The sequence below is a fragment of the Duganella aceris genome (assembly GCF_011090165.1).
Taxonomy (GTDB): Bacteria; Pseudomonadota; Gammaproteobacteria; order Burkholderiales; family Burkholderiaceae_D; genus Rugamonas; species Rugamonas aceris.
Genome location: NZ_JAADJT010000004.1, coordinates 126,333 through 145,980, shown reverse-complemented (window position 1 = coordinate 145,980; position 19,648 = coordinate 126,333). Strand labels below are relative to the sequence as shown.

General features: G+C 64.1%; 17 protein-coding genes. 3 read left to right on the top strand and 14 right to left on the bottom strand.

Annotation, left to right across the window (positions count from 1 at the left end; genetic code table 11):
• Positions 1–78: 78 nt before the first annotated feature.
• Positions 79–1,011, bottom strand: coding sequence for a LysR family transcriptional regulator (locus tag GW587_RS10260; RefSeq protein ID WP_166101998.1), 933 nt, complete (start codon positions 1,009–1,011; stop codon positions 79–81).
• Complete coding sequence (locus GW587_RS10255) at positions 998–1,489, bottom strand: low molecular weight protein-tyrosine-phosphatase (protein ID WP_166101995.1); 492 nt, start codon at positions 1,487–1,489, stop codon at positions 998–1,000. The genes GW587_RS10260 and GW587_RS10255 overlap by 14 nt, the downstream gene beginning before the upstream one ends.
• 49 nt (positions 1,490–1,538) lie before the next feature.
• Between GW587_RS10255 and GW587_RS10250 the strand changes: the two genes are divergently transcribed.
• Both GW587_RS10250 and GW587_RS10245 read left to right on the top strand, forming a co-directional pair.
• Positions 1,539–2,411: an alpha/beta hydrolase family protein gene (locus tag GW587_RS10250; RefSeq protein WP_166101992.1), complete on the top strand. Its 873-nt coding sequence runs from the start codon at positions 1,539–1,541 to the stop codon at positions 2,409–2,411.
• A gap of 63 nt (positions 2,412–2,474) precedes the next feature.
• Positions 2,475–2,837 (top strand): DUF4870 family protein, encoded by a 363-nt coding sequence (locus GW587_RS10245; RefSeq protein ID WP_166101989.1) that lies wholly within the window; start codon positions 2,475–2,477, stop codon positions 2,835–2,837.
• On the opposite strand, the gene GW587_RS10240 is transcribed toward GW587_RS10245, so the two are convergent.
• The 5 genes from GW587_RS10240 to rimO are packed head-to-tail and all read right to left on the bottom strand — an operon-like array spanning position 2,834 to position 9,287.
• On the bottom strand, positions 2,834–4,360 hold the full coding sequence (locus GW587_RS10240; protein WP_166101987.1) for a UdgX family uracil-DNA binding protein: 1,527 nt from the start codon (positions 4,358–4,360) through the stop codon (positions 2,834–2,836). The two genes, GW587_RS10245 and GW587_RS10240, sit on opposite strands and share 4 nt — an antisense overlap.
• A complete protein-coding gene (locus GW587_RS10235; protein ID WP_166101984.1) occupies positions 4,357–5,589 on the bottom strand; it encodes a putative DNA modification/repair radical SAM protein in 1,233 nt (410 codons plus the stop codon). Before GW587_RS10235 ends, GW587_RS10240 begins: the two co-directional genes overlap by 4 nt.
• Before the next feature lie 36 nt (positions 5,590–5,625).
• Positions 5,626–6,681, bottom strand: a complete 1,056-nt coding sequence (gene hisC / locus GW587_RS10230; RefSeq protein WP_166101981.1) for a histidinol-phosphate transaminase — start codon at positions 6,679–6,681, stop codon at positions 5,626–5,628.
• Positions 6,678–7,847: a cystathionine beta-lyase gene (locus tag GW587_RS10225; RefSeq protein WP_166101978.1), complete on the bottom strand. Its 1,170-nt coding sequence runs from the start codon at positions 7,845–7,847 to the stop codon at positions 6,678–6,680. The genes hisC and GW587_RS10225 overlap by 4 nt, the downstream gene beginning before the upstream one ends.
• Positions 7,848–7,895: 48 nt before the next feature.
• Positions 7,896–9,287 carry a 30S ribosomal protein S12 methylthiotransferase RimO gene (gene rimO / locus GW587_RS10220; RefSeq protein ID WP_166101975.1) on the bottom strand — a complete coding sequence of 464 codons (1,392 nt, stop codon included), beginning with the start codon at positions 9,285–9,287 and terminating at the stop codon, positions 7,896–7,898.
• 138 nt (positions 9,288–9,425) lie between these two features.
• Here rimO and GW587_RS10215 point away from each other — a divergent pair, with 138 nt between their 5' ends.
• Positions 9,426–10,433, top strand: coding sequence for a LacI family DNA-binding transcriptional regulator (locus GW587_RS10215; RefSeq protein WP_166101973.1), 1,008 nt, complete (start codon positions 9,426–9,428; stop codon positions 10,431–10,433).
• 148 nt (positions 10,434–10,581) lie between these two features.
• Here GW587_RS10215 and GW587_RS10210 read toward each other — a convergent pair whose 3' ends face one another.
• The 7 genes from GW587_RS10210 to phaR form a co-directional block, all read right to left on the bottom strand.
• Positions 10,582–12,999 (bottom strand): TonB-dependent receptor, encoded by a 2,418-nt coding sequence (locus tag GW587_RS10210; RefSeq protein WP_166101971.1) that lies wholly within the window; start codon positions 12,997–12,999, stop codon positions 10,582–10,584.
• Positions 13,000–13,152: 153 nt separating this feature from the next.
• A complete protein-coding gene (locus tag GW587_RS10205) occupies positions 13,153–14,238 on the bottom strand; it encodes an ABC transporter ATP-binding protein (protein WP_166101968.1) in 1,086 nt (361 codons plus the stop codon).
• Between the two features lie 2 nt (positions 14,239–14,240).
• Positions 14,241–15,221 (bottom strand): carbohydrate ABC transporter permease, encoded by a 981-nt coding sequence (locus GW587_RS10200; RefSeq protein WP_229259380.1) that lies wholly within the window; start codon positions 15,219–15,221, stop codon positions 14,241–14,243.
• The gene (locus GW587_RS10195) at positions 15,218–16,102 is read right to left on the bottom strand and encodes a carbohydrate ABC transporter permease (RefSeq protein WP_166101967.1); all 885 of its coding nucleotides are present in this window, start codon (positions 16,100–16,102) and stop codon (positions 15,218–15,220) included. The genes GW587_RS10200 and GW587_RS10195 overlap by 4 nt, the downstream gene beginning before the upstream one ends.
• Positions 16,103–16,105: 3 nt before the next feature.
• On the bottom strand, positions 16,106–17,365 hold the full coding sequence (locus GW587_RS10190) for an ABC transporter substrate-binding protein (RefSeq protein ID WP_166101965.1): 1,260 nt from the start codon (positions 17,363–17,365) through the stop codon (positions 16,106–16,108).
• Between the two features lie 55 nt (positions 17,366–17,420).
• Positions 17,421–18,800 (bottom strand): GH1 family beta-glucosidase, encoded by a 1,380-nt coding sequence (locus GW587_RS10185; RefSeq protein ID WP_166101962.1) that lies wholly within the window; start codon positions 18,798–18,800, stop codon positions 17,421–17,423.
• Positions 18,801–18,976: 176 nt separating this feature from the next.
• Positions 18,977–19,543 (bottom strand): polyhydroxyalkanoate synthesis repressor PhaR, encoded by a 567-nt coding sequence (gene phaR / locus GW587_RS10180; protein ID WP_166101960.1) that lies wholly within the window; start codon positions 19,541–19,543, stop codon positions 18,977–18,979.
• Positions 19,544–19,648: the final 105 nt, after the last annotated feature.

The window sequence follows — 19,648 nt, the reverse complement described above, 5'->3', positions numbered from 1 at the left end:
TATGAGTGACAGGATATGAAAGCGCAAGCCGCGCGTCCAACCGCAAATCCGCGACGAGCGTTCGCGAAAAGCGAACGCTCAGACGGCGGCTGCGCCGGCGCGCGCCTCCGCGCCGCGCAGATGCTGGAACAGCGCCTGCGTCGCCGGCGACAGGCCGGCCGGATCGCGCACCACGATTTTCAGCTCGCGCCGCGACCACTCATCCTCCAGCGGCACCGCGACCAGCCCAAGCGGGCGGCCGATGGCGGTGTAGACGTCATGCGGTATCAGCCCCAGCCCCATGCCCACCTGCGCCATGCGGCACACCGCGTCGAAGCCCGGCACGTGGATGCGCATCTTCAGCGCCTTGCCGGCGGCGCGCGAGGCCACATGACTGCGCGAGTTGATCGAGCTGTCGGTGTGCAGCCCGACATGCTCGTAGTCCAGCGTCTCGGCGAAGACCGCGCTGCCCCGTGCGGCAAGCGGATGATCGGCGCGCATCACCAGCACCAGCTGGTCGCGGCGATAAAGCTCGACGTGCAGGTCGCGCGTCTCGACATGGCCTGAGCAGATGCCGATGTCGGCCCAGCTGTCCTCGACGCCCTTGACCACGTTGCCGCTGGTGCGCTCCTCCAGGTCCAGCTTGACCTGTTCATGCTGGTGCAGGAAGGCGCGCAAGTCTTCCGGCAAAAACTGCACGATGCCCGACAGGTTGGCGACCATGCGCACGTAGCCGCGCACGCCCTGCGCATGTTCGGCTAGCTCCAGGCCGATTTTCTCGACGCTGAGCAGCATGCGGCGCGCGTGCGTCAACAGCGTTTCGCCGGCCGGCGTCAGGTCCATGCCGCGCGCCTTGCGCACGAACAGCGCCACGCCGATCGCCTGTTCCAGTTCCAGCAGCCGCTTGCTGGCGGCCGACACGGCGATCGCCTCGCGCTCGGCGGCCTTGGTCAGCGTGCCCTCTTCGTGGATCGCGAGGAACAGCTGCAGGGTGGTCAGGTCGAGGCGTCTCAGCAGGTTATTCAGCGCCATATCGCTTGGTCCGCAGCGCTGCGATCAGGCCGTCGGAGGCGTCTTCGATATAGTCGAGCACCAGGTCGAAGCCTTTGCCGCCGCCATAGTACGGGTCCGGCACCACGTCCGATGCGCTGTTGCCGGCGTGCGCCATGAACAAGCCGAGCTTGTGCCGGTGCTGCGGCGGGCATACCTCTTCCAGCAGGCGCAGATTGTCGTGGTCCATTGCCAGCACGTGGTCGAATTTTTCGAAGTCGCTTGCCGCGACCTTGCGCGAACGCTGCGCCGACAGATCGTAGCCGCGCTTGGCCGCGAACTCCATCGAGCGCGCGTCGGGCGGTTCGCCGACGTGATAGCCGTGGGTGCCGGCGGAGTCGATGACGAAATAGTCGTCCAGTCCCGCCTTGGCCGCGCGGTGGCGGAACACGCCTTCGGCCGTCGGCGAACGGCAGATATTCCCCATGCAGACAAATAGCACCGAGACTTGCTTACTCATGGGTGAACCTCCTTATAATCATCACATTATATTTTATGGGCTAACCAGAATGAATCCAAGCTGCGGTTGTCGTTTGCTCGAAGTCCAGGATGGTGTTCAACAGGCGGTGATTCCGCTGGCGGTGCTGTATCCGGCGCTGGGCGCGGAGAGCGTCGAGCATTTTGGTCCCTATTCGCTGGAAGTGGCGCGCGATGCGCCGGCGCTGGACGGCGTGTGGCCGCTGGTGGTCATCTCGCATGGCAATTCGGGCACGCCTTGGGGCTATCGGGATCTGGCCAAGCACCTGGTGCGGGCCGGATTCGTGGTCGCGCTGCCGGCGCACACCGGCAATACCCGCAACGACAATTCGCTGGCAGGCACCGCCGCCAACTTGGCCAACCGGCCGCGCCATATTTCGCTGAGCATCGATGCGGTGCTGGCGGATCCGGTGCTGAAGGCGCATGTGGCGGCGAACGGCGTGGCCGTCATCGGCCATTCGATCGGCGGCTACACGGCGCTGGCGGTGGCCGGCGGCCTGCCATGGACCGGCCCCCATGAGCACAAGGGCGCTGCCCCGTCGCTGGTGCCGGTGACGCCGGACGCGCGGGTGCGCGCGCTGGTGCTGCTGAATCCCGCCACGCCGTGGTTTGTCGGCGAGTCGCTGCGCGCGGTGCGCTTGCCGATCCTGATGCGCACCGGGGAGAAGGATCTGCTCGCACCGATCGAACATGCGCGCAACGTCATCGACGGCGTCGCCGATCCGGCACTGGTGGAACACAAGGATGTCGCCGGCGCAGGCCATTTCTCCTTCATGAGCAAGTTCCCGCCGGAGCTGGACCGGCCGAATTTCCCTCCGTCGCAGGATCCCCCGGGATTCGATCGGGTTGCGATGCAGCCGGCCTTTTTCGCCGACGTGCTGGAGTTCTTGCGCCGCACCTTATAGTGCGACGCGGCAGGAACGTCGTTGCTATAATGTGATCAAATTCGTAACGATGAAGGAAACGCCATGTCTCAGGAACTGGTTTTGGACTCCCGCCTGGAATCGGGCAAGACCACCGCATGGTGGCTCTACATTATTCACGCCGTCAGCTTCGTATTTTCGCTGGGGCTGTTCTCGGTGATCCCGCTGGTGCTCAATTATGTGCAACGGCCGAGCACCGAGGGCACTTTCGTCCATAGCCATCACACCTGGATGATACGATCGTTCTGGTGGTATGTGGTATGGATCGTGGTCGGCGCGGCGCTGTTCGCGACCTTTATCCTGATCCCGGTGGCCTACCTGGTGTGGCTGGGCGCTTGGGTGTGGAAGGCTTACCGCCTGATCAGCGGCATCGTGCGCTTGAACCGCAACGAGGCCGCCGCCATCTAATCGCCCAGCAGTTTGCGCGCCTGGCGCAGGCCTTCGACGATCACGTTGTAGGCTTGCTGCCGGGTCGCCTCATCCGGGGCGCGCAGCACATATGACGGGTGGTAGACCGTGACCACCCACCGCCCGTCGTGCTGCAATGGCGCGTCCATCACCGATTTCATCGTCGCCGAGCCGTCCTGCAGGATGGACTTCAGCGCGGTGCTTCCCAGCGCGACGATCACCTCCGGCTTGACGCGCGCCATTTCCTCTTCCAGCCACACGTGACAGGCGCTGATCTCGCGCTGCGCCGGCGTCTTGTGCAGACGGCGTTTGCCGCGCAGCTCCCATTTGAAATGCTTCACGGCGTTGGTCAGGTAGATGCTGTCGCGCTGGACGCCCGCTTCCTTCATCGCCCGTTCCAGCACCGCGCCGGCGGGGCCGACGAACGGCAAGCCCGCCAGATCCTCCTGGTCGCCCGGCTGCTCGCCGACCAGCATGATGCGCGCCTTCTCCGAGCCGACGCCGGGCACCGCCTGCGTGGCGTTCTTCCATAGCTCGCAGCGGCGGCACTGGTCCAGCGTGGTCGGTTCGTCGCGCTCCGGCTGCGCGCGTTCGGCGCTGATCGGGATGGTGGTGGCGCCGCTGCGGCGGCCGACGGTTTCGGTCTGGCCGGTGCGGCGCTCGCCGTTCGCGGCGGCGCTGACCATGGCCGGGACGATGGCGCCTTCGGGCAGGTTTTTCCAGAAGCGCGATGGGATGTGGCTGCGCAGCAGGTCCGCGTTCAGGCGGGCGGGGTTGAAGATGCTGCGGTAGTAGGTCAGCCAGAGTGCTTCGCCGGCGTCGTCGATGTCGGCCGCGCCGCGCATCAGGGCCGGGCCGGCGTGCAGGGTTTCGCCGTCCCACATCATCGTGGCTGTCGGGGTGGCGATCATCCAGCTGATATTGCCCATGCGGCGGGCGAAGTGGCGGGCGACTTGCGGCAGCACGTTGTGCGTGGGTTCGAACCAGGCCACGAAGCGCGGTGCGCCGTCGGCTTCGTTGCGTTCGCGGAATCGGACATAGGCGTGCATATCGTGTTCCTCGCGGTGGACGGCTTTGACCATGCCGTGCAGCCGCGAGCCGTCCGGGTCGGCGGGCGAGATGACGTCATGTTCGCCAAGCTGCCAGCGCCAGACCACTTTGTACAGGAACGCCCAGCGGTCGGCGGCGCTGAAGCAGGCGGCGGCTTCCAGCAATTCCATTAGCTGGCGCGGCAGGCGGAAGGCCGGCGCAGCGCCGTCAGCGGCGGTCATCCCGGTCTCGGCGGCAGCGCAAGCGCCAGCGCCAGCGACAGTAGTGGCGTCGTCGACGGGCGCGGATGCAGACGCAGACGCAGACGCAGACGCAGGATCGGCGTCGCGCGGCTGCGCCAGGGCGGACGAGAACAAATCGCCGTCGCCGTCCTGCGACGACCATTCTACGGATTCCGGCGGCACGCGGCGCGCGATAAATTCGCGTGTCGCCGCGCGCCACTCGTCGAATGATTGCACCAACCGCGCGTTCATGCCGACTGCAACTCCGGCCACAAATTCATCTGCTGCGGCGCGTCGGCCATCGCCTTGCGCAGATGCTCGGACGGCGTGGTGTCGCGCGCCGGAAAATAATCGGCGGTGACGATGAATGGCGATATCTTCTTCATGCTGCACCTCAGCCGCGAGAGATCCGCATACCGCACCTGCCGCAACCGCCGCAAGTCGACAATACGCTGCGCGTTGCGCAAGCCGATGCCCGGCACGCGCGCGATCATGTGCTCCTCCGCACGGTTGAGATCCATCGGAAAGTGCTCGCGATGCGCCAACGCCCACGCCAGCTTCGGATCGATGTCGAGCGCCAGGTTGCCGCCGCTGGCTGGCAACAGCTCGCTGGCCTGGAAGCCATAGCTGCGCAACAGGAAATCAGCCTGATACAGACGATGCTCGCGCAACATCGGCGGCGGCGCCAGCGGCACGCTCTTCGGGCTTTGCGGGATCGGGCTGAAGGCCGAATAATAAACGCGCTTGAGTTTATAGCTGCCGTAGAGCGTCTCGGCGGTGCTGAGAATCTGCTGATCGTCGCTGGCGTCCGCGCCCACGATCATCTGCGTGCTCTGCCCGGCCGGCGCGAAGCGCGGCGACTTGGGCTCCTCCGCCTTCTCATCCAGCTTGCGCCGGATCGAACCCATCGCCAGCTTGATCGTGTGAACGCTCTTTTCCGGCGCCAGCTTTTGCACGCTATCCTGCGTCGGCAGCTCGATGTTGACGCTGAGCCGGTCCGCATAGCGTCCCGCCGCCTCGATCAGCGCAGGATCGGCGTCGGGTATGGTCTTCAGGTGGATATAGCCGCGAAACTTGTGCACCTCGCGCAGCTCGCGCGCGACCTGCACCAGCTGCTCCATCGTGTAGTCCGCCGACTGGATGATGCCGGAGCTGAGGAACAAGCCATCGATGTAATTGCGGAGATAGAAATCGGTGGTCAGCTTGACCACCTCCGCCACCGTGAAGCGCGCACGCGGCACGTTCGACGTGCGGCGGTTGACGCAATACTGGCAATCGTACAGACAGTAATTAGTCAGCAGCACCTTGAGCAGCGACACGCACCGGCCGTCCGGCGTGTAGCTATGACAAATGCCCATGCCGGTGGTCGCGCCGAAGCCGTCCTTGCCGATGGAATTGCGCTTCGGCGCCCCGCTGCTGGCGCACGACGCGTCATACTTGGCCGCGTCGGCGAGGATTTCCAGCTTGTCCGTCAATTCCATGCGTCGCCTCGATATACTGTGTTTTCATACAGTATATCAGAGAATGTCGCGCAGAACCTCTACCAATCGCGCGCACTCTTCGTCGGTGCCGATGGAGATGCGCAGGAACTGATCGATACGCACCGCCTTGAAATGCCGCACCAGGATCGCCCGCTCGCGCAACGCCGCCGCCAGCGTCGCGCCGTCGTGCTGCGGATGACGCGTGAAGATGAAGTTGGCGTGCGACGGCAGCGTCTCGAAGCCCAGCGCCGCCATCTGCGCCGTCAGCCACGCGCGCGAGGCGATGATGGCTTGCGAGGTCTGCTCCATGTAGGCCACGTCGTCGATCGCGGCCACCGCGCCGGCCTGCGCCACCTGCCCCAGCGGATAGCAATTGAAACTGTTCTTGACCCGCTCCAGCCCCGCGATCAGGTCCGGATGGCCGACCGCGAAGCCAACGCGCAGCCCCGCCAGCGAGCGTGATTTGGACAGCGTCTGGATCACCAGCAGGTTGTCGTGGCGGCCCAGCAGCGCGATAGCGCTGTCGGCGCCGAAGTCCACATAGGCTTCGTCGATCACCACCACCTGATCCGGATGCGCGGCCAGCAGCGCCTCGATGCGCTCCAGCGGCAGCGCGATGCCGGTCGGCGCGTTCGGATTGGCGAGGATGATGGCGCCGCACGGCCGAGCGTAATCGTTTATATCGATTTCGAAGCGTTCGTTCAACGGCACCTGCACCGCCTCGATGCCATACAAGCTGCAATAGGTCGGATAGAAGCTGTAGCTGATGTCGGGGCTGAGCAGCGGCAGCTCGTGCTTGAGCAGCGCGTGGAAGGTATGCGCCAGCACCTCGTCCGAGCTGTTGCCGACGAAGACCTGTTCGCGCGTCAGGCCGAAGCGCCTCGCCACAGCGTCCTTGACGGCGGTACTGTTCGGGTCCGAATACTTGCGCAGCCCGTCGTTGAGCGCCGCCTGCATCGCCGCCATCGCTTTCGGCGACGGTCCGTATGGATTTTCGTTGGTGTTGAGTTTGATCAAGCCGGGAATCTGCACCTGCTCGCCCGGCGTGTATGGCGTCAGGCCGTGGACCACATCGCTCCAGAAGCGGCTCATTGCATCGCTCCCAGCGCGCGCTCGATGTCGGCGATCAGATCGTTGATGTCCTCCAGCCCGACGTTGAAGCGAACCAGGACGCCCTTGTCCTGCCAGTCCTTGCGCATGTGCTGGATCCGGTACGGCATCACCAGGCTGTTGGCGCCGCCCCAGCTATAGCCGATCTTGAACAGATTGAGCGAGTCGACGAAGCGGTCGGTCTGCGCCTCGGTGTAGCGTTCGTCGAACAGCACCGAGAACAGGCCCCCGGCGCCGCTGAAGTCGCGCTTCCAGGTCTCGTGGCCGGGACAATCGGTGAACGCGGGATGCAGCACTTTGGTGATCTCAGGCCGCGCCTGCAGCCACGCCGCCAGCTTGCGCGCCGCCGCGTCGTGCGCGTCGAAGCGCAGACGCATGGTCGGCAGGCCGCGCGACACCAGATAAGCATCGTCCGCGCCGACGCCCATGCCGAGCCGCATATGCGACAGGCTGATACGGTCGTGCAGCGCGCGGTCGCGGGTGATGACGGCGCCCATCAGCACGTCCGATCCGCCGGACTGATACTTGGTCAGCGCCTGCATGCTGATGTCGACCCCGAGGTCGAAAGCGCGCAGCGCCAGGCCGGCCGACCAGGTGTTGTCCAGCGCGACCAGCACGCCGCGCTCGTGCGCCGCCTTGCAAATGGCCGGCAGGTCCGGCACTTCCATCGACACCGAACCTGGCGCCTCGGTCCAGATCAGCTTTGTGTTCGGCTGGATCAGCTCAGCGATGCCGGCGCCGATCAGCGGATCGCAGTAGCGCGCGGTGATGCCGTAATCGGCCGACAGCCAGCGTCCCAGCTCGCGATTGGGATTGTAGACGTTGTCCGGCAACAGCACGTCGTCGCCGCTTTTCAGCAACGCGAAATCGACCATGGCGATGGCGGCCAGGCCGCTCGGCGCCAGCAGGCAGAACTTGCCGCCCTCGATCTCGGCCAGGCGCGCTTCCAGCGTGAAGGTGGTCGGCGTGCCGTGCAGGCCGTAGGTATAGGCGTTCTTCTCTTTCCAATCGCCGGAGCGCATGGCCGCGACGTTCTTGAACAGCACCGTGGAGGCGTGGTGGATCGCGCTTGGGAACGCGGCGAAGCCTTCCGGCGCCTGGTAGTCGGTGTGTATCAGAGCGGTTTGCGGGGATTTTTTGATGGTCATGATTTTTTATTGGACGAAAAAAAGGCGGACATCAAGTCCGCCTTCATTTTACAGCGCCTCGCCCCACAAGTCGTGGGCGTCGGAGGTGGTGATCTTCACATCGACGAACTGGCCGACGGCCAGCTTCTTGTGCGGCTCGTACGGCGGCTTGACGTAGACCACGCCGTCGATTTCCGGCGCGTCGGCGCTGGAGCGACCGACACCGCCGCTGCGGTTGACTTCATCGATCAGCACGCGCACGGTCTTGCCGACCTTGGCCTTCAGACGCGCTTTCGAGATCTCTTCTTGCAGCAGCATGACGCGGCCGCGACGCTCTTCGCGCACTTCTTCCGGCACCGGGTTGGCCAGTTCGTTGGCGGTCGCGCCTTCCACCGGCGAGTAGGCGAAGCAACCCAGGCGGTCGATCTGCGCTTCCTTCAGGAAGTCCAGCAGGTATTCGAATTCCGCTTCGGTCTCGCCAGGGAAGCCGGCGATGAAGGTCGAACGGATGGTCAGGTCCGGGTTCATCTTGCGCCAGGCCAGGATGCGGTCCAGGTTCTTCTCGCCGCTGGCTGGGCGCTTCATGCGCTTCAGCACATCCGGGTGCGCGTGCTGCATCGGGATGTCCAGATACGGCAGGATATGCTCACCCATCATCGGGATCACCTGGTCGACGTGCGGGTATGGATACACGTAGTGCATGCGCACCCATGCGCCGTGCGCCTTGGCCAGCTCGCCCAGCGCTTCCATCAGCTGCGTCATGTGGGTCTTGATCGGACGGCCGTTCCAGAAGCCGGTGCGGAACTTGACGTCGACGCCGTAGGCCGAGGTGTCCTGCGAGATCACCAGCAGTTCCTTGACGCCGGACTTGAACAGGTTTTCCGCTTCCAGCATCAGCTCACCGATAGGACGCGACACCAGGTCGCCGCGCATCGACGGGATGATGCAGAACGAGCAGCGGTGGTTGCAGCCTTCGGAGATCTTCAGGTAGGCGTAGTGCTTCGGCGTCAGCTTGATACCTTGCGCCGGGATCAGGTCGAGGAAGGGCTCGTGCGGTTTCGGCAGGTGGAAATGGACCGAGTCCATCACCTCGGCCAGCGCGTGCGGGCCGGTCACGGCCAGCACCTTCGGGTGCACCTTCATGATGATGTCGTCACCCTGAGCGTCTTTTTTCGCGCCCAGGCAGCCGGTCACGATCACGCGGCCGTTTTCGGCCAGCGCCTCGCCGATCGCGTCCAGCGATTCCTGCACGGCGGCGTCGATGAAGCCGCAAGTGTTGACGATGACCAGATCGGCGCCGTCGTAGGACTTGGCGGTCTCGTAACCTTCAGCGCGCAGCTGGGTCAGGATCTGTTCGGAATCGACCAGCGCTTTCGGACAGCCGAGCGAGACGAATCCCACTTTGGGTGCTGGCGTGCCGATGGCTGGCTTGGGGAGACGAGTGAGTGGTTGCGATTGCATGATTGGTAGCTTTATACGCTATGAAAATTACGAGCAATCGAGCATTATACCCGATTCTCCCTAGGGAGAACATGATAGGATAGAGGTCACCCCAGTGGCACGCAGCGTGCGCGCCAAGCACCCAGTTCAGGAGAAGTCGTGGCAACACTGAAAGACGTCGCAATGCTAGCCGGTGTAGGCATGTCGACAGCATCGCGCGCCATCTCAGGCGCCGGCCCGGTATCGGCCGAAGCGATGAAAAAAGTCCAGGCCGCGATCGAACAACTCAACTTCCGCCCGTCCTCCATCGGCCGCTCGCTGTCGGCGCAGTCGCTGGGCATGATAGGCATCTTCGCGCCGTCGTTCTTCGGCGCCTACTACGGCACCATTCTTAAACAAACCGACATCGAACTGCGCGCCATGCGCCGTCACGTGGTGGTGGCCACCGGCTGCGGCGACGGCACCCCGCGCGACGAAGCGATCGAAGCGGTCAAGTTCCTGATCGGCCGCGATTGCGACGGCATCGTGGTGCTGGGCCACGATCTGTACGACGAAGACCTGATCATGCTGCAGAAGATGCATCCGAAGATGGCGTTCCTGAACCGCCGCCATGCGGCGCTGGAGACGGCGTCGTTCTGCCCCGACCACTATCACGGCGGCCAGCTGGCGGCGCAAACGCTGCTGGAAGCGGGCCACAGCGCGCTGGCGGTGATCTCGGGACCCTCCGGCACCTCGGACAACAAGGAGCGCGTCGACGGCTTCTTCGACGAGCTGGCGCGGCATGGCATCGCCCGCGAAGCGGTCAAGCTGATCGAGTCGGACTTCTCGCGCGAAGGCGGCTTCGGCGCGGCGCAGCGGCTGATCAACGAAGGTCGCGACTTCACCGCCATGTTCTGCGCCAACGACGAGATGGCGATCGGCGCGATGTCGTGCTTCCACCGCGCCGGCATCCGCGTGCCGGACGACGTATCGATCATCGGCTACGATGACGATTACTCGGCTGAATTCTCGTCGCCGGGTTTGACGTCGGTGCACATCCCGATGCGGCAGCTGACGCAGAACGCGGTGCGCTGGCTGCTCAACCAGTGCTACGGCACGCAGCACCAGATCACGCGCGAGTTTCCGGTGACGGTGACCAAACGCGGCTCCGTCTCGGCGCGCGCTTAACCCCGCACGGCGGCACACAGGGGTCTGACCCCGTACGGGGTCAGACCCCGCCTCACCGGGTTGCGGCGCGGCTCAATCAGCCGGTGCGTATCGAAAAAAAAGGCCGGCATCGCTGCCGGCCCAAAGACTCACTACCCCTCTACTACGCTCAGAACTTCATCGACACGCGCGCGCCGAAGGTGCGCGGGTTATTGTAGTACGCCGCCCAGATCTGCTGCTTCGGCTGGCATGGTGCGCCAACCTGGGTGCAGACTTCGATCGCGTCGTACTTCACTTCCTTGTCGGTGGCGTTGTTGACGAACAGCTCGGCCGTGTAGGCCTTGTCGCGCGGCTCGTAACGGACGCTCAGGTCCAGCGTGGTGTATGCCTGCTGCTGCTTGACGCCCGGATGTCCCGGTACGTCGTTGTTGAACGCGCCCGAACCGACGAACGATTCGGTCTCGTAGTGCGCCGACAAACGCGGCGTGAAGCGGCCCTTGCCGGTGTCGAAGTCATGCTCGTACATCAGCGTGGTGGCGAAGGTCGGCGCGTGCTTCAGCGTGCTGCCGCCGACGTTCACGGTCGGCGCGGTGGTGCCGCAGGACTGGCCGTTGGCGCGCGCGGCGTCGACGTCGCACGACAGGAAGTCGTCGTAGCGCGCCTTCAGCCAGGTGGCGTTGCCGGTGAAACGGTCGGCGCTGCCCGGACGATAGCTCCACTCGGCTTCGATGCCCTTGACCGAGGCGCCGGCCGCGTTGAAGTTCTGCAGCGTGTTGTTGACCACCTGCGACTCCAGCTTGTCCTTGTACTTCATCCAGAACGCGTCCAGGTTCAGCGACAGCTTGCGGTCGAACAGGTCCGACTTGAAGCCGATCTCGTAGCTGGTCAGCTTTTCAGGCTTGGTGGTGGCGCCGCCGTCGCCGATGGCCGGCGAGTGGAAGCCGGTGGTCACCGAGGCGAAGGTCAGGATGTCCTTGGCCGGCTTGTACTCGACGCGACCGAGCCAGGTGGCCTGGCCGTAGGCCAGATCGGCGGTGTTGTCGCCGTAGGTGTTGCCGCAGGTCTGCTGGTTCACCACGCCGCCCGGACCGATGTTGTGGGTGTTGATGGTGCCGACGCCCGGCGTCACCAGCTGCGCGATCTGGCTCGGCGTCAGCGTGGCGCCGCGCGGCGCGTTATCCGGCCAGTTCGGGCAGGCCCAGTTCTGGCCGCCGATGTCGAACTTGTGGTCCTTGGTATAGCGCGCGCCGGCCGTGGCCTTCCACAGCGGATCGATATCGTAGCTGGCCTGCGCGAACACCGCCTTCGAATGCAGCTCGCGGTCGCCCTGGATGAACGACATCGCCGACGCGTACTGGCCCACGGTCGGCTGCACGAAGATCACGCTGCCGCTGGCGATGTCCTGCGCCAGCATCTCTTCGGAGATCTGGCTGCGGTCGATGTCGAAGCGCACCTTGTTCTTCTCGCGGAAGAAGAACAGGCCGCCGACCCATTGCAGCGGCGATTCCGAATCCGAACGCACCTGGATTTCGTTCGACACGCTGTCGAACTGGCTCCACTCGGTGCGGTTCTCGGCCTTGAAGCCAGGGTAGAAACCGGCGTCGGCATCGCTGGCGTTGGTGCGTTTCAGGCGGCTCCACGCACCGAGGTATTGGGTCGAGATGCCGTCCAGCGGACGCCATTCCACCTTGGCCTTGCCGGTGATGATGGACTGGTCCAGCGTGCCGGGCGTGTCGATCAGCGCCGAGCGCAGATCCTGTCCGGCCTTCGGTTCGGCCGCCAGATAGATGTTGCCGGCGCCGGTGTCGCTGTAGTAGTCGGCGATGAAGGTGGCCTTCAGGTCGGGCGTGAACTTCCACAGCAGCGAGGCGCGCGCGCCCTGCTGGTCGCCGGCGCCGTATTTCTGCGAACCGGAAGGCACGTTGGAGCCTTTGAGGAAGTTGACGTAGCCGTCGTGCTGGTCCTTGATCGCGGCGATGCGCAGCGCGACGTCGTCGCTGAGCGGGATGTTCATCATGGCCTGGGTCTGGATATGATGATAGTCGCCCAGCGTGACGCTGGCCGAGCCGAACACCTTGGCGGTGCTTGGCGCGCCGGAGACCAGGTTGACCGCGCCGGCGGTGGAGTTACGCCCGTTCAGCGTGCCCTGCGGGCCGCGCGCCACTTCGACGTGGTTCAAGTCGTACATCAGCGCGGTGGCGCCCTGCGGACGCGCCACATACACGCCGTCCACATAGAACGCCACGGCCGGATCGCCCAGCTCCGTGTGGTTGGCCGAGCCGACGCCGCGCATGTAGACGTGCACGCCGCCCGAGTCGCTGTGCGGTTCGACCACGAGGCTCGGCACCATCGCCGTCATCGTCGCCAGATCCTTGACCTGGTTGTTGGCTAGCGTGTCCTGGGTGTAGGCGGTGATCGCCAGCGGCGTGTCCTGCACCAGCGTGTCGCGGCGGGTGGCCGTGACGATGATCTTCTCCATGCCGCTGTCGCCGGCGGCCGGGGTTTGGACCGGCGCCTGCTGCGCATACGCCGCGCCGCAAGTGAGCGCGATCTGCGCGATGCTGAAGGCTAAAATTGTTTTTTTCATTTGTGTCTACCTCGTTTCTTCCATCAGTTAAGTTGGCGTGCTGCGCCCGATCTTTGTCGGGCTTGGCACAACTGGAACCGGTTCCACCGCAAGACGCACGAGTGCATCGGTCCATGCGGTGGACCGGGGACTGGCAACTACGGACTTACAGTGTTAGAGCCGCTGTTCGCTGGCTCCGTCAAACAGGGAAATGCGTTTGCTGCGGATCGAGAAGCTGATGTCCTTATCGGTCTCGATGTGCTGCTGGTCCTGCACGATGCCCGCGACCTGGGTGCCGTGAAAGTCCAGCCACAACACGCGATGCGCGCCCATGGCCTCGACCAGCGAGACCGACGCGCACACCACGTTATCGGCGCCGTCGCAATTGCCGACGTCGATGTCCTCCGGCCGCACGCCCAGCACGCAATCGTGCTTGCCGGCCAGCGGCTGCTTGAATGGATAGCCGCTCACGTCGAGCGACATATGCTGGTTGCTGAAGATCGTACGGTCACCCTGCCGCTCGATGGCACCCTTGAACAGGTTCATGCCCGGCGACCCGAGGAAGGTGGCGACGAACAGATTGGCCGGCTCGTTGTAGATATTGGCCGGCGTGTCGAACTGCTGCACCACCCCGCCCTTCATCACCGCCATGCGCTGCGCCAGCGTCATCGCCTCGACCTGGTCGTGGGTGACGTAGATCATGGTCGCGCCGAGCTGCTTGTGCAGCTGCTTCAACTCGCGCCGCAGCTCGGTGCGCAGCTTGGCGTCCAGGTTGGACAGCGGCTCGTCGAACAGCATCACGTCCGCTTCGCGCACGATGGCGCGGCCGATCGCCACGCGCTGACGCTGGCCGCCCGACAGGTTGGCCGGCTTGCGCTTCAACAGCGGCCCCAGTTGCAGCATGTCCGAAGCGCGCGAGACGCGGCGGGCGATTTCCTCCTTCGGCGTGCCGTTGATACGCAGGCCGAAGGACATATTGGCCTCCACGTTCATGGTCGGATACAAGGCGTACGACTGGAACACCAAAGCGATGCCGCGATCCTTGGGATCGGCCCAGGTCATGTCCTTGCCGCCGATTTCGATCTGGCCGGAGGTGGTGTCGATCAGGCCCGCGATCGAATGCAGCAGCGTCGACTTGCCGCAGCCCGAAGGGCCGAGCAGCACCACGAACTCCCCCGCCTTGACATCGAGGTTCAACGATTCGATGACCTTGTTGCCGCCCAACTGGATCTGCAGATTACGAATAGCTACGTTAGACATGTTTAACCTTTCACAGCGCCGGAGGCGATGCCGCGCACGAACCAGCGGCCGGAGATAAAGTAGAGCGCCAGCGGCACCAGCGACGTCAGGATGGTCGCGGCCATGTTGACGTTGTACAGGCGCTCGCCGGTGGTGGTGTTGATGATGTTGTTCAGCTGGACCGTCATCGGCAGATGCTCGGAGCCGGCGAACACCAGGCCAAGTAGGAAGTCGTTCCAGATGCCCGTCACCTGCATGATGACCGCGACCACGATCACCGGCGTCGACATCGGCAGCATCAGCTGCAGGAAGATGCGCCAGAAACCGCCGCCGTCGATGCGCGCCGCCTTGAACAGCTCCATCGGCAGACCCGCGTAATAGTTACGGAACAAGAGCGTCATCACCGGCATGCCGAAGATGGTGTGGATCAGCACAATCCCCGGCAAGGAGCTGAAAAGATTCACCGACGCCAGCACCCGCACCAGCGGATACACCATCACCTGCACCGGAATGAAGGCGCCCATCATCAGGATCGCGAACAGCACGCCGGCGCCGCGCGGACGCCAGAACGACAGCGCATAGCCGTTGACGGCACCGATGGCGATCGACAGGATGGTGCTCGGCACCACGATGGCGACCGAATTCCAGAAGCCGCTGCGAATACCGCCGCATTCCAGTCCGGTACACGCCGACGACCAGGCTTGCAGCCACGGCTCCAGCGTGGCCTTGACCGGCAGCGCGAACAGCGTGCCGAGACGGATCTCCTCCATCGGCTTGACCGAGGTAATCAGCATCACATACAGCGGCAGCAGGAAGAACAGCGCCGCGACGATCAGGAAACCGTAGACGCCGACGCGAGCCGGCGTCCAGGCCAGCTTGCGGCGCCGCACCGGCGGCGGCGCGATGGTGCTGTCGTTGGCGGCGGCGTGATGCGCGGCGGCCGCTGCGGCTGCGGCGCGTGCGGCCGCCGCTTCTTTTTCGAGTTTGATGACTTGTCCCATCATGCCCCCTTAGCGGCGCGGCGGCTGCGCACGAAGTACAGCGGCGCGACGATCGCCAGCACGGTGGACAGCAGCACGATCGACGCCGCCGACGCCAGGCCGATATTCGCGCGGCCGAACAGATAATCCATGATGAACTTGGCCGGCACTTCGCTGGCGGTGCCGGGACCGCCCTGCGTCATCGCCACCACCGAATCGAACACCTTGACCACCGCCACGAACAGCAGCACGAACGCGGTCGACACCGAAGCGCCCAGCATCGGCAACACGATGCTGACATAGACGCGCCAGCGCGGGATGCCGTCGATACGCGCGGCCTTCCACAATTCCTCGTCGACGCCGCGCAGACCGGACAGCATCAGCGCCATCACCAGGCCGGAAGCCTGCCACACGGTGGCGATGACGATGGTGTAGATCGCCATGTCCTGGTCGACGATCCAGTCGAACTTGGCGTCGGCGAAGCCCATCTGGTGCAGCACCTCCTGGATGCCCAGCTCCGGATTCAGGATCCACTGCCAGATCAAGCCGGTGGCGACGAAGGACATCGCATACGGATACAGGAAAATGGTGCGCAGCGCGCCTTCGGCCATCACCTTCTGGTCGATGAACACCGCCAGCAGGAAGCCGATGATCAGGCAGGCGGCGATGAACAGCACGCCGTAGACGGCCACGTTCTGCAACGACAGCAGCCAGCGCTCGTTGTTAAACAAGCGGATGTACTGCGACGCGCCGACGAAATCGCTGGCCGGGAATGTGCGCGAGCTGCTGACCGAGACGCGCGCGGTCCACAGCATCGTGCCCAGGTAAGCCAGCAGCACCGTCAGCGCCATCGGGATGATGGCGATGTAGGCGGCAATGGAGACGCTTTGACGCTTCTTGGCCATGGCTTATTGATCCTTCAGCGCGCGCGCGAAGGCCTTCTGCGCATCGTCCGGCGACTGGTTCTTGTTCCAGTAGCTGGTCAGCACATCCTGCAGGGCGCCGGTGGTGTCGGGCGACGCCAGCATCTCGGTGTTCGGCAGCTGGCGCGACTTGTCCTTCATGATCGCCAGGCCCTGGCGGGCGCAGATGTCCAGCTGCGACTCATCGACGTCGCCGCGGATCGGAATCGCACCCTTGCGCGCGGCGAAGGCCACTTGCGCGGCCGGCGACGTGATGGTGGTGGCGAGCAGCTTCTGCGCCTTGATGGTGGTGGCGTTGGCGGTTTTCGGGAAGACGAAAGCGTCGCCGGCGACGATGTACGGCGCCTTCGGACCGAAGCCGGGGAAGCAACCGAAGTCCTTGCCCGCGACCTGCTTGGCCGCCGCGAACTCGCCCTTGGCCCAGTCGCCCATGATCTGCACGCCGGCCTTGCCGCTGACGACCATCGCGGTCGCATCGTTCCAGTTGCGGCCCGGCGAACCGGCATCGACAAAGCCCTTCAGCTTCTTGAAGTCGACCAGCACCTGCTTGAAGGCCGGCGACATCACGGCCTTCTGGTCACGGTCGCGGTAGACCCGCAGATACAGGTCGGCGCCGCCGACCATGGCGAAGATGGCGTCGAAGGTGATCTTCTCCTGCCACACTTGGCCGCCGAAGGCCAGCGGCACCACGCCGACCGCTTTCAGCTTGGCCAGCTGCGCGAGGAACTCGTCCCAGGTCTGCGGTTCGTTGGCGATGCCGGCTTTTTTGTAGGCGGCCTTCGAATAAAAGAACCATGCCGGCATATGGATGTCGACCGGCGCCGCGTAGAAGTGGCCATTGATCTTGATCGCTTCCAGTATCGACGGCGGCATCAGCTGTTCCCACTTGCCGGCGATGGCCACGTCGTCGACGTTGTTCAGCAAGCCCTGTTCAACGAAGTCGCGGAACTGCTTGGAGGTGTTGAACTGCGCGGCGGTCGGCGCATTGCCGCCGACGATGCGGTTGATGGTGGTGGCGCGCGATTGATCGGCGCCGGCCACGGCCTGGTCGATCCACTGGCCGCCGGCCTTGTTATAGGCTTCCGCGAACTGCTTGACCGCCTGCGACTCGCCGCCCGAAGTCCACCAGTGGATCACGGTGGCTTTCAACGGCGCGCCTGCCGGCGCGGGTGCTTGCGCATGGGCCGCGCCGCATGCCGCCAGGGCCAGCGCGATCGCGCTGCCCAGCTTTTTGGCCTTGTACATTCTGTCTCCCTTGGGCGTCGAGCGCCCATTTTATTCGGATAGCTTTGCCTGAAGTTTAACTTTTTGCGGATCTCTCGGCCAAAAATTGCGTCACCAGCTTGGCGCTGCGTTTCAGTGTGCGTTTCTGCGTGGCGTAGTCGACATGGATAATACCGAAACGGCGCTCATAACCAAAGGCCCATTCGAAGTTGTCCATCAGCGACCAGATAAAGTAGCCGCGCACATCGACCCCGGCCTTCACCGCCTGGTCCACCGCCGCCAGGTGGCGATTCAGGAAGGAGATGCGCTGGCGGTCGTTGACGTCGTCGTCGACCACTTCATCGTCGGTGGCCATGCCGTTCTCGGTGATGTAGATCGGCGGCAGGTTCGGGTAGTCGCGGTGGAAGCCGACCAGCAGATGCCGCAGGCCATCCGGATAAACCTCCCAGCCCATCTGCGTGCGCTCCACGCCCTCCAGATCGACTTCGAGGTAGCCATGCTTGCCGTCGCTGACGACGTTGGTGCGGAAGTAGTAATTAATGCCCAGGAAATCGAGCGGCGCGCCGATGATGTCCATGTCGCCCTGCTGGACGGACGGCTCGGCGCCGGGCCACAACTCCCACAGCGCGGTCGGATAGGACTTCTTCAACAGCGGATCGAGGATCCAGTTATTGTGCTGCAGCTCGAACAGCCAGGCGGCGCGCTGGCCGGCCGCGCCGCTGTCGGTGCTGGTGCCGCGACCGACGTTGGCGACGATGCCCACCTGCGCCGCCGGATCGTTGGCGCGCAGGTGTCGCACCGCCAGGCCATGACCGAGCAGCAGATGATGCATCGCCTGCGTCGCGAAGGCCACGTCCTGCTTGCCGGGCGCGTGGTGGCCGGTGCCGTAGCCGTGCATGGCGGAGCACCAGGGCTCGTTCAGCGTGGCCCAGGCATCGACCAGGCCGGCCAGCTCCTTGCTGATCATGTCGGCATATTCGGCGAAGCGGTAGACGGTGTCGCGATTAACCCAGCCGCCCTGGTCTTCCAGGTGCTGCGGCAGATCCCAGTGATACAGGGTGACGAAGGTCTTCAGTCCCTTGGCGCGCAACGCGGTCAGCAGATTGCGGTAGAAGGCGATGCCCTTGGCGTTGGGCTGGCCGTCCTGCGTCATCACGCGCGGCCAGGAGATCGACAGCCGGTACGCGCCGACGTTCAGGTTGGCCAGCAGCTCGACATCGTCCTGCCAGCGGTGATAGTGGTCGCAGGCGACGGCGCCGGTATCGCCGGCCAGGGTCTTGCCCGGCGTCGCAGAGAAAGTATCCCAGATCGACGGAATACGGCCATCTTCGGCGACGGCGCCCTCGATCTGATACGCCGCGGTGGCGGCGCCCATCAGGAAATCCTTACGCCACAAAACCGAATCGGCCGGCGGCGAGAACGCCTCTTCCAATGCAACTGATGACTCAAAAACCACGACGACTCCTTCGCTTTAACATGAAGTGGAAGCGCTTCCACACGATGTTGTCGATAGTACTACCGAAGAAATTCGGGTGTCAAACGGAATTGTGGATTTTTTGTAACTTGGCTACAAAAAAGGCACAGCGACCGAAGCGGCTGTGCCCTCTGCTACCATCAAGCTGCGTAGCGGAATTACTTTTTGTCCGTCGGCGGAACGCCTGGGACGAAGGGGAAGGTGCCGAACAAGTTCTTGCTCTGGCTTTGCATCTGCTCCTGCATCTGCACGAACAGGCTCTTGCTCTGGTCGATGTAGTTGTTCATCATGCCCTGCATCATCGGGCCCTGGACGTTCATGAACTGGGTCCACATTTCCGGGCTGAAGGGCTTGCCCTCCAGACCGCCGCCGGCGGCGGTGCCGGTGAACTTGCGCTGGATGTCGGTGAATGCCTGGACGTTCTTTTCCAGGTACGACCCCATCATGCCCTGCATCGCGTGGCCGTAGAAGCGGATGATCTGCGCCAGCACGTCGCTCGAGAACATCGGCGCGCCGCTGGCCTCTTCTTCCAGAATGATCTGCAGCAGGATGCTGCGGCTCAGGTCTTCATTGCTCTTGGCGTCGACAACCGTGAACTCCTCGTTGTCCAGCACCAGCTGCTTGACGTCCGTCAACGTGATATAGGAACTGGTCTGCGTGTCGTACAGACGGCGATTCGGGTATTTTTTGATCAGGCGGTCAGCATTTTTTTTCGCACTACTCATCACAAGTCCGTTTATTGCGCCGCAGCGCGTACTCTAACAATTCGAAAAAAAAGCGAACTTCGGTCCGCTTTCCCACGTGCCTACTATTCCCTATTATAGAGGGGA

Excerpts from the sequence above, each read along its gene's own strand:
- GW587_RS10250 (WP_166101992.1), top strand. The coding sequence starts at position 1,539 with ATGAATCCAAGCTGCGGTTGTCGTTTGCTCGAAGTCCAGGATGGTGTT.
- rimO (WP_166101975.1), bottom strand. The coding sequence starts at position 9,287 with ATGCAATCGCAACCACTCACTCGTCTCCCCAAGCCAGCCATCGGCACG.
- GW587_RS10245 (WP_166101989.1), top strand. The coding sequence starts at position 2,475 with ATGTCTCAGGAACTGGTTTTGGACTCCCGCCTGGAATCGGGCAAGACC.
- GW587_RS10235 (WP_166101984.1), bottom strand. The coding sequence starts at position 5,589 with ATGGAATTGACGGACAAGCTGGAAATCCTCGCCGACGCGGCCAAGTAT.
- GW587_RS10205 (WP_166101968.1), bottom strand. The coding sequence starts at position 14,238 with ATGTCTAACGTAGCTATTCGTAATCTGCAGATCCAGTTGGGCGGCAAC.
- GW587_RS10240 (WP_166101987.1), bottom strand. The coding sequence starts at position 4,360 with ATGAACGCGCGGTTGGTGCAATCATTCGACGAGTGGCGCGCGGCGACA.
- GW587_RS10210 (WP_166101971.1), bottom strand. The coding sequence starts at position 12,999 with ATGAAAAAAACAATTTTAGCCTTCAGCATCGCGCAGATCGCGCTCACT.
- GW587_RS10255 (WP_166101995.1), bottom strand. The coding sequence starts at position 1,489 with ATGAGTAAGCAAGTCTCGGTGCTATTTGTCTGCATGGGGAATATCTGC.
- GW587_RS10195 (WP_166101967.1), bottom strand. The coding sequence starts at position 16,102 with ATGGCCAAGAAGCGTCAAAGCGTCTCCATTGCCGCCTACATCGCCATC.
- phaR (WP_166101960.1), bottom strand. The coding sequence starts at position 19,543 with ATGAGTAGTGCGAAAAAAAATGCTGACCGCCTGATCAAAAAATACCCG.
- GW587_RS10200 (WP_229259380.1), bottom strand. The coding sequence starts at position 15,221 with ATGATGGGACAAGTCATCAAACTCGAAAAAGAAGCGGCGGCCGCACGC.
- GW587_RS10260 (WP_166101998.1), bottom strand. The coding sequence starts at position 1,011 with ATGGCGCTGAATAACCTGCTGAGACGCCTCGACCTGACCACCCTGCAG.
- GW587_RS10225 (WP_166101978.1), bottom strand. The coding sequence starts at position 7,847 with ATGACCATCAAAAAATCCCCGCAAACCGCTCTGATACACACCGACTAC.
- hisC (WP_166101981.1), bottom strand. The coding sequence starts at position 6,681 with ATGAGCCGCTTCTGGAGCGATGTGGTCCACGGCCTGACGCCATACACG.
- GW587_RS10190 (WP_166101965.1), bottom strand. The coding sequence starts at position 17,365 with ATGTACAAGGCCAAAAAGCTGGGCAGCGCGATCGCGCTGGCCCTGGCG.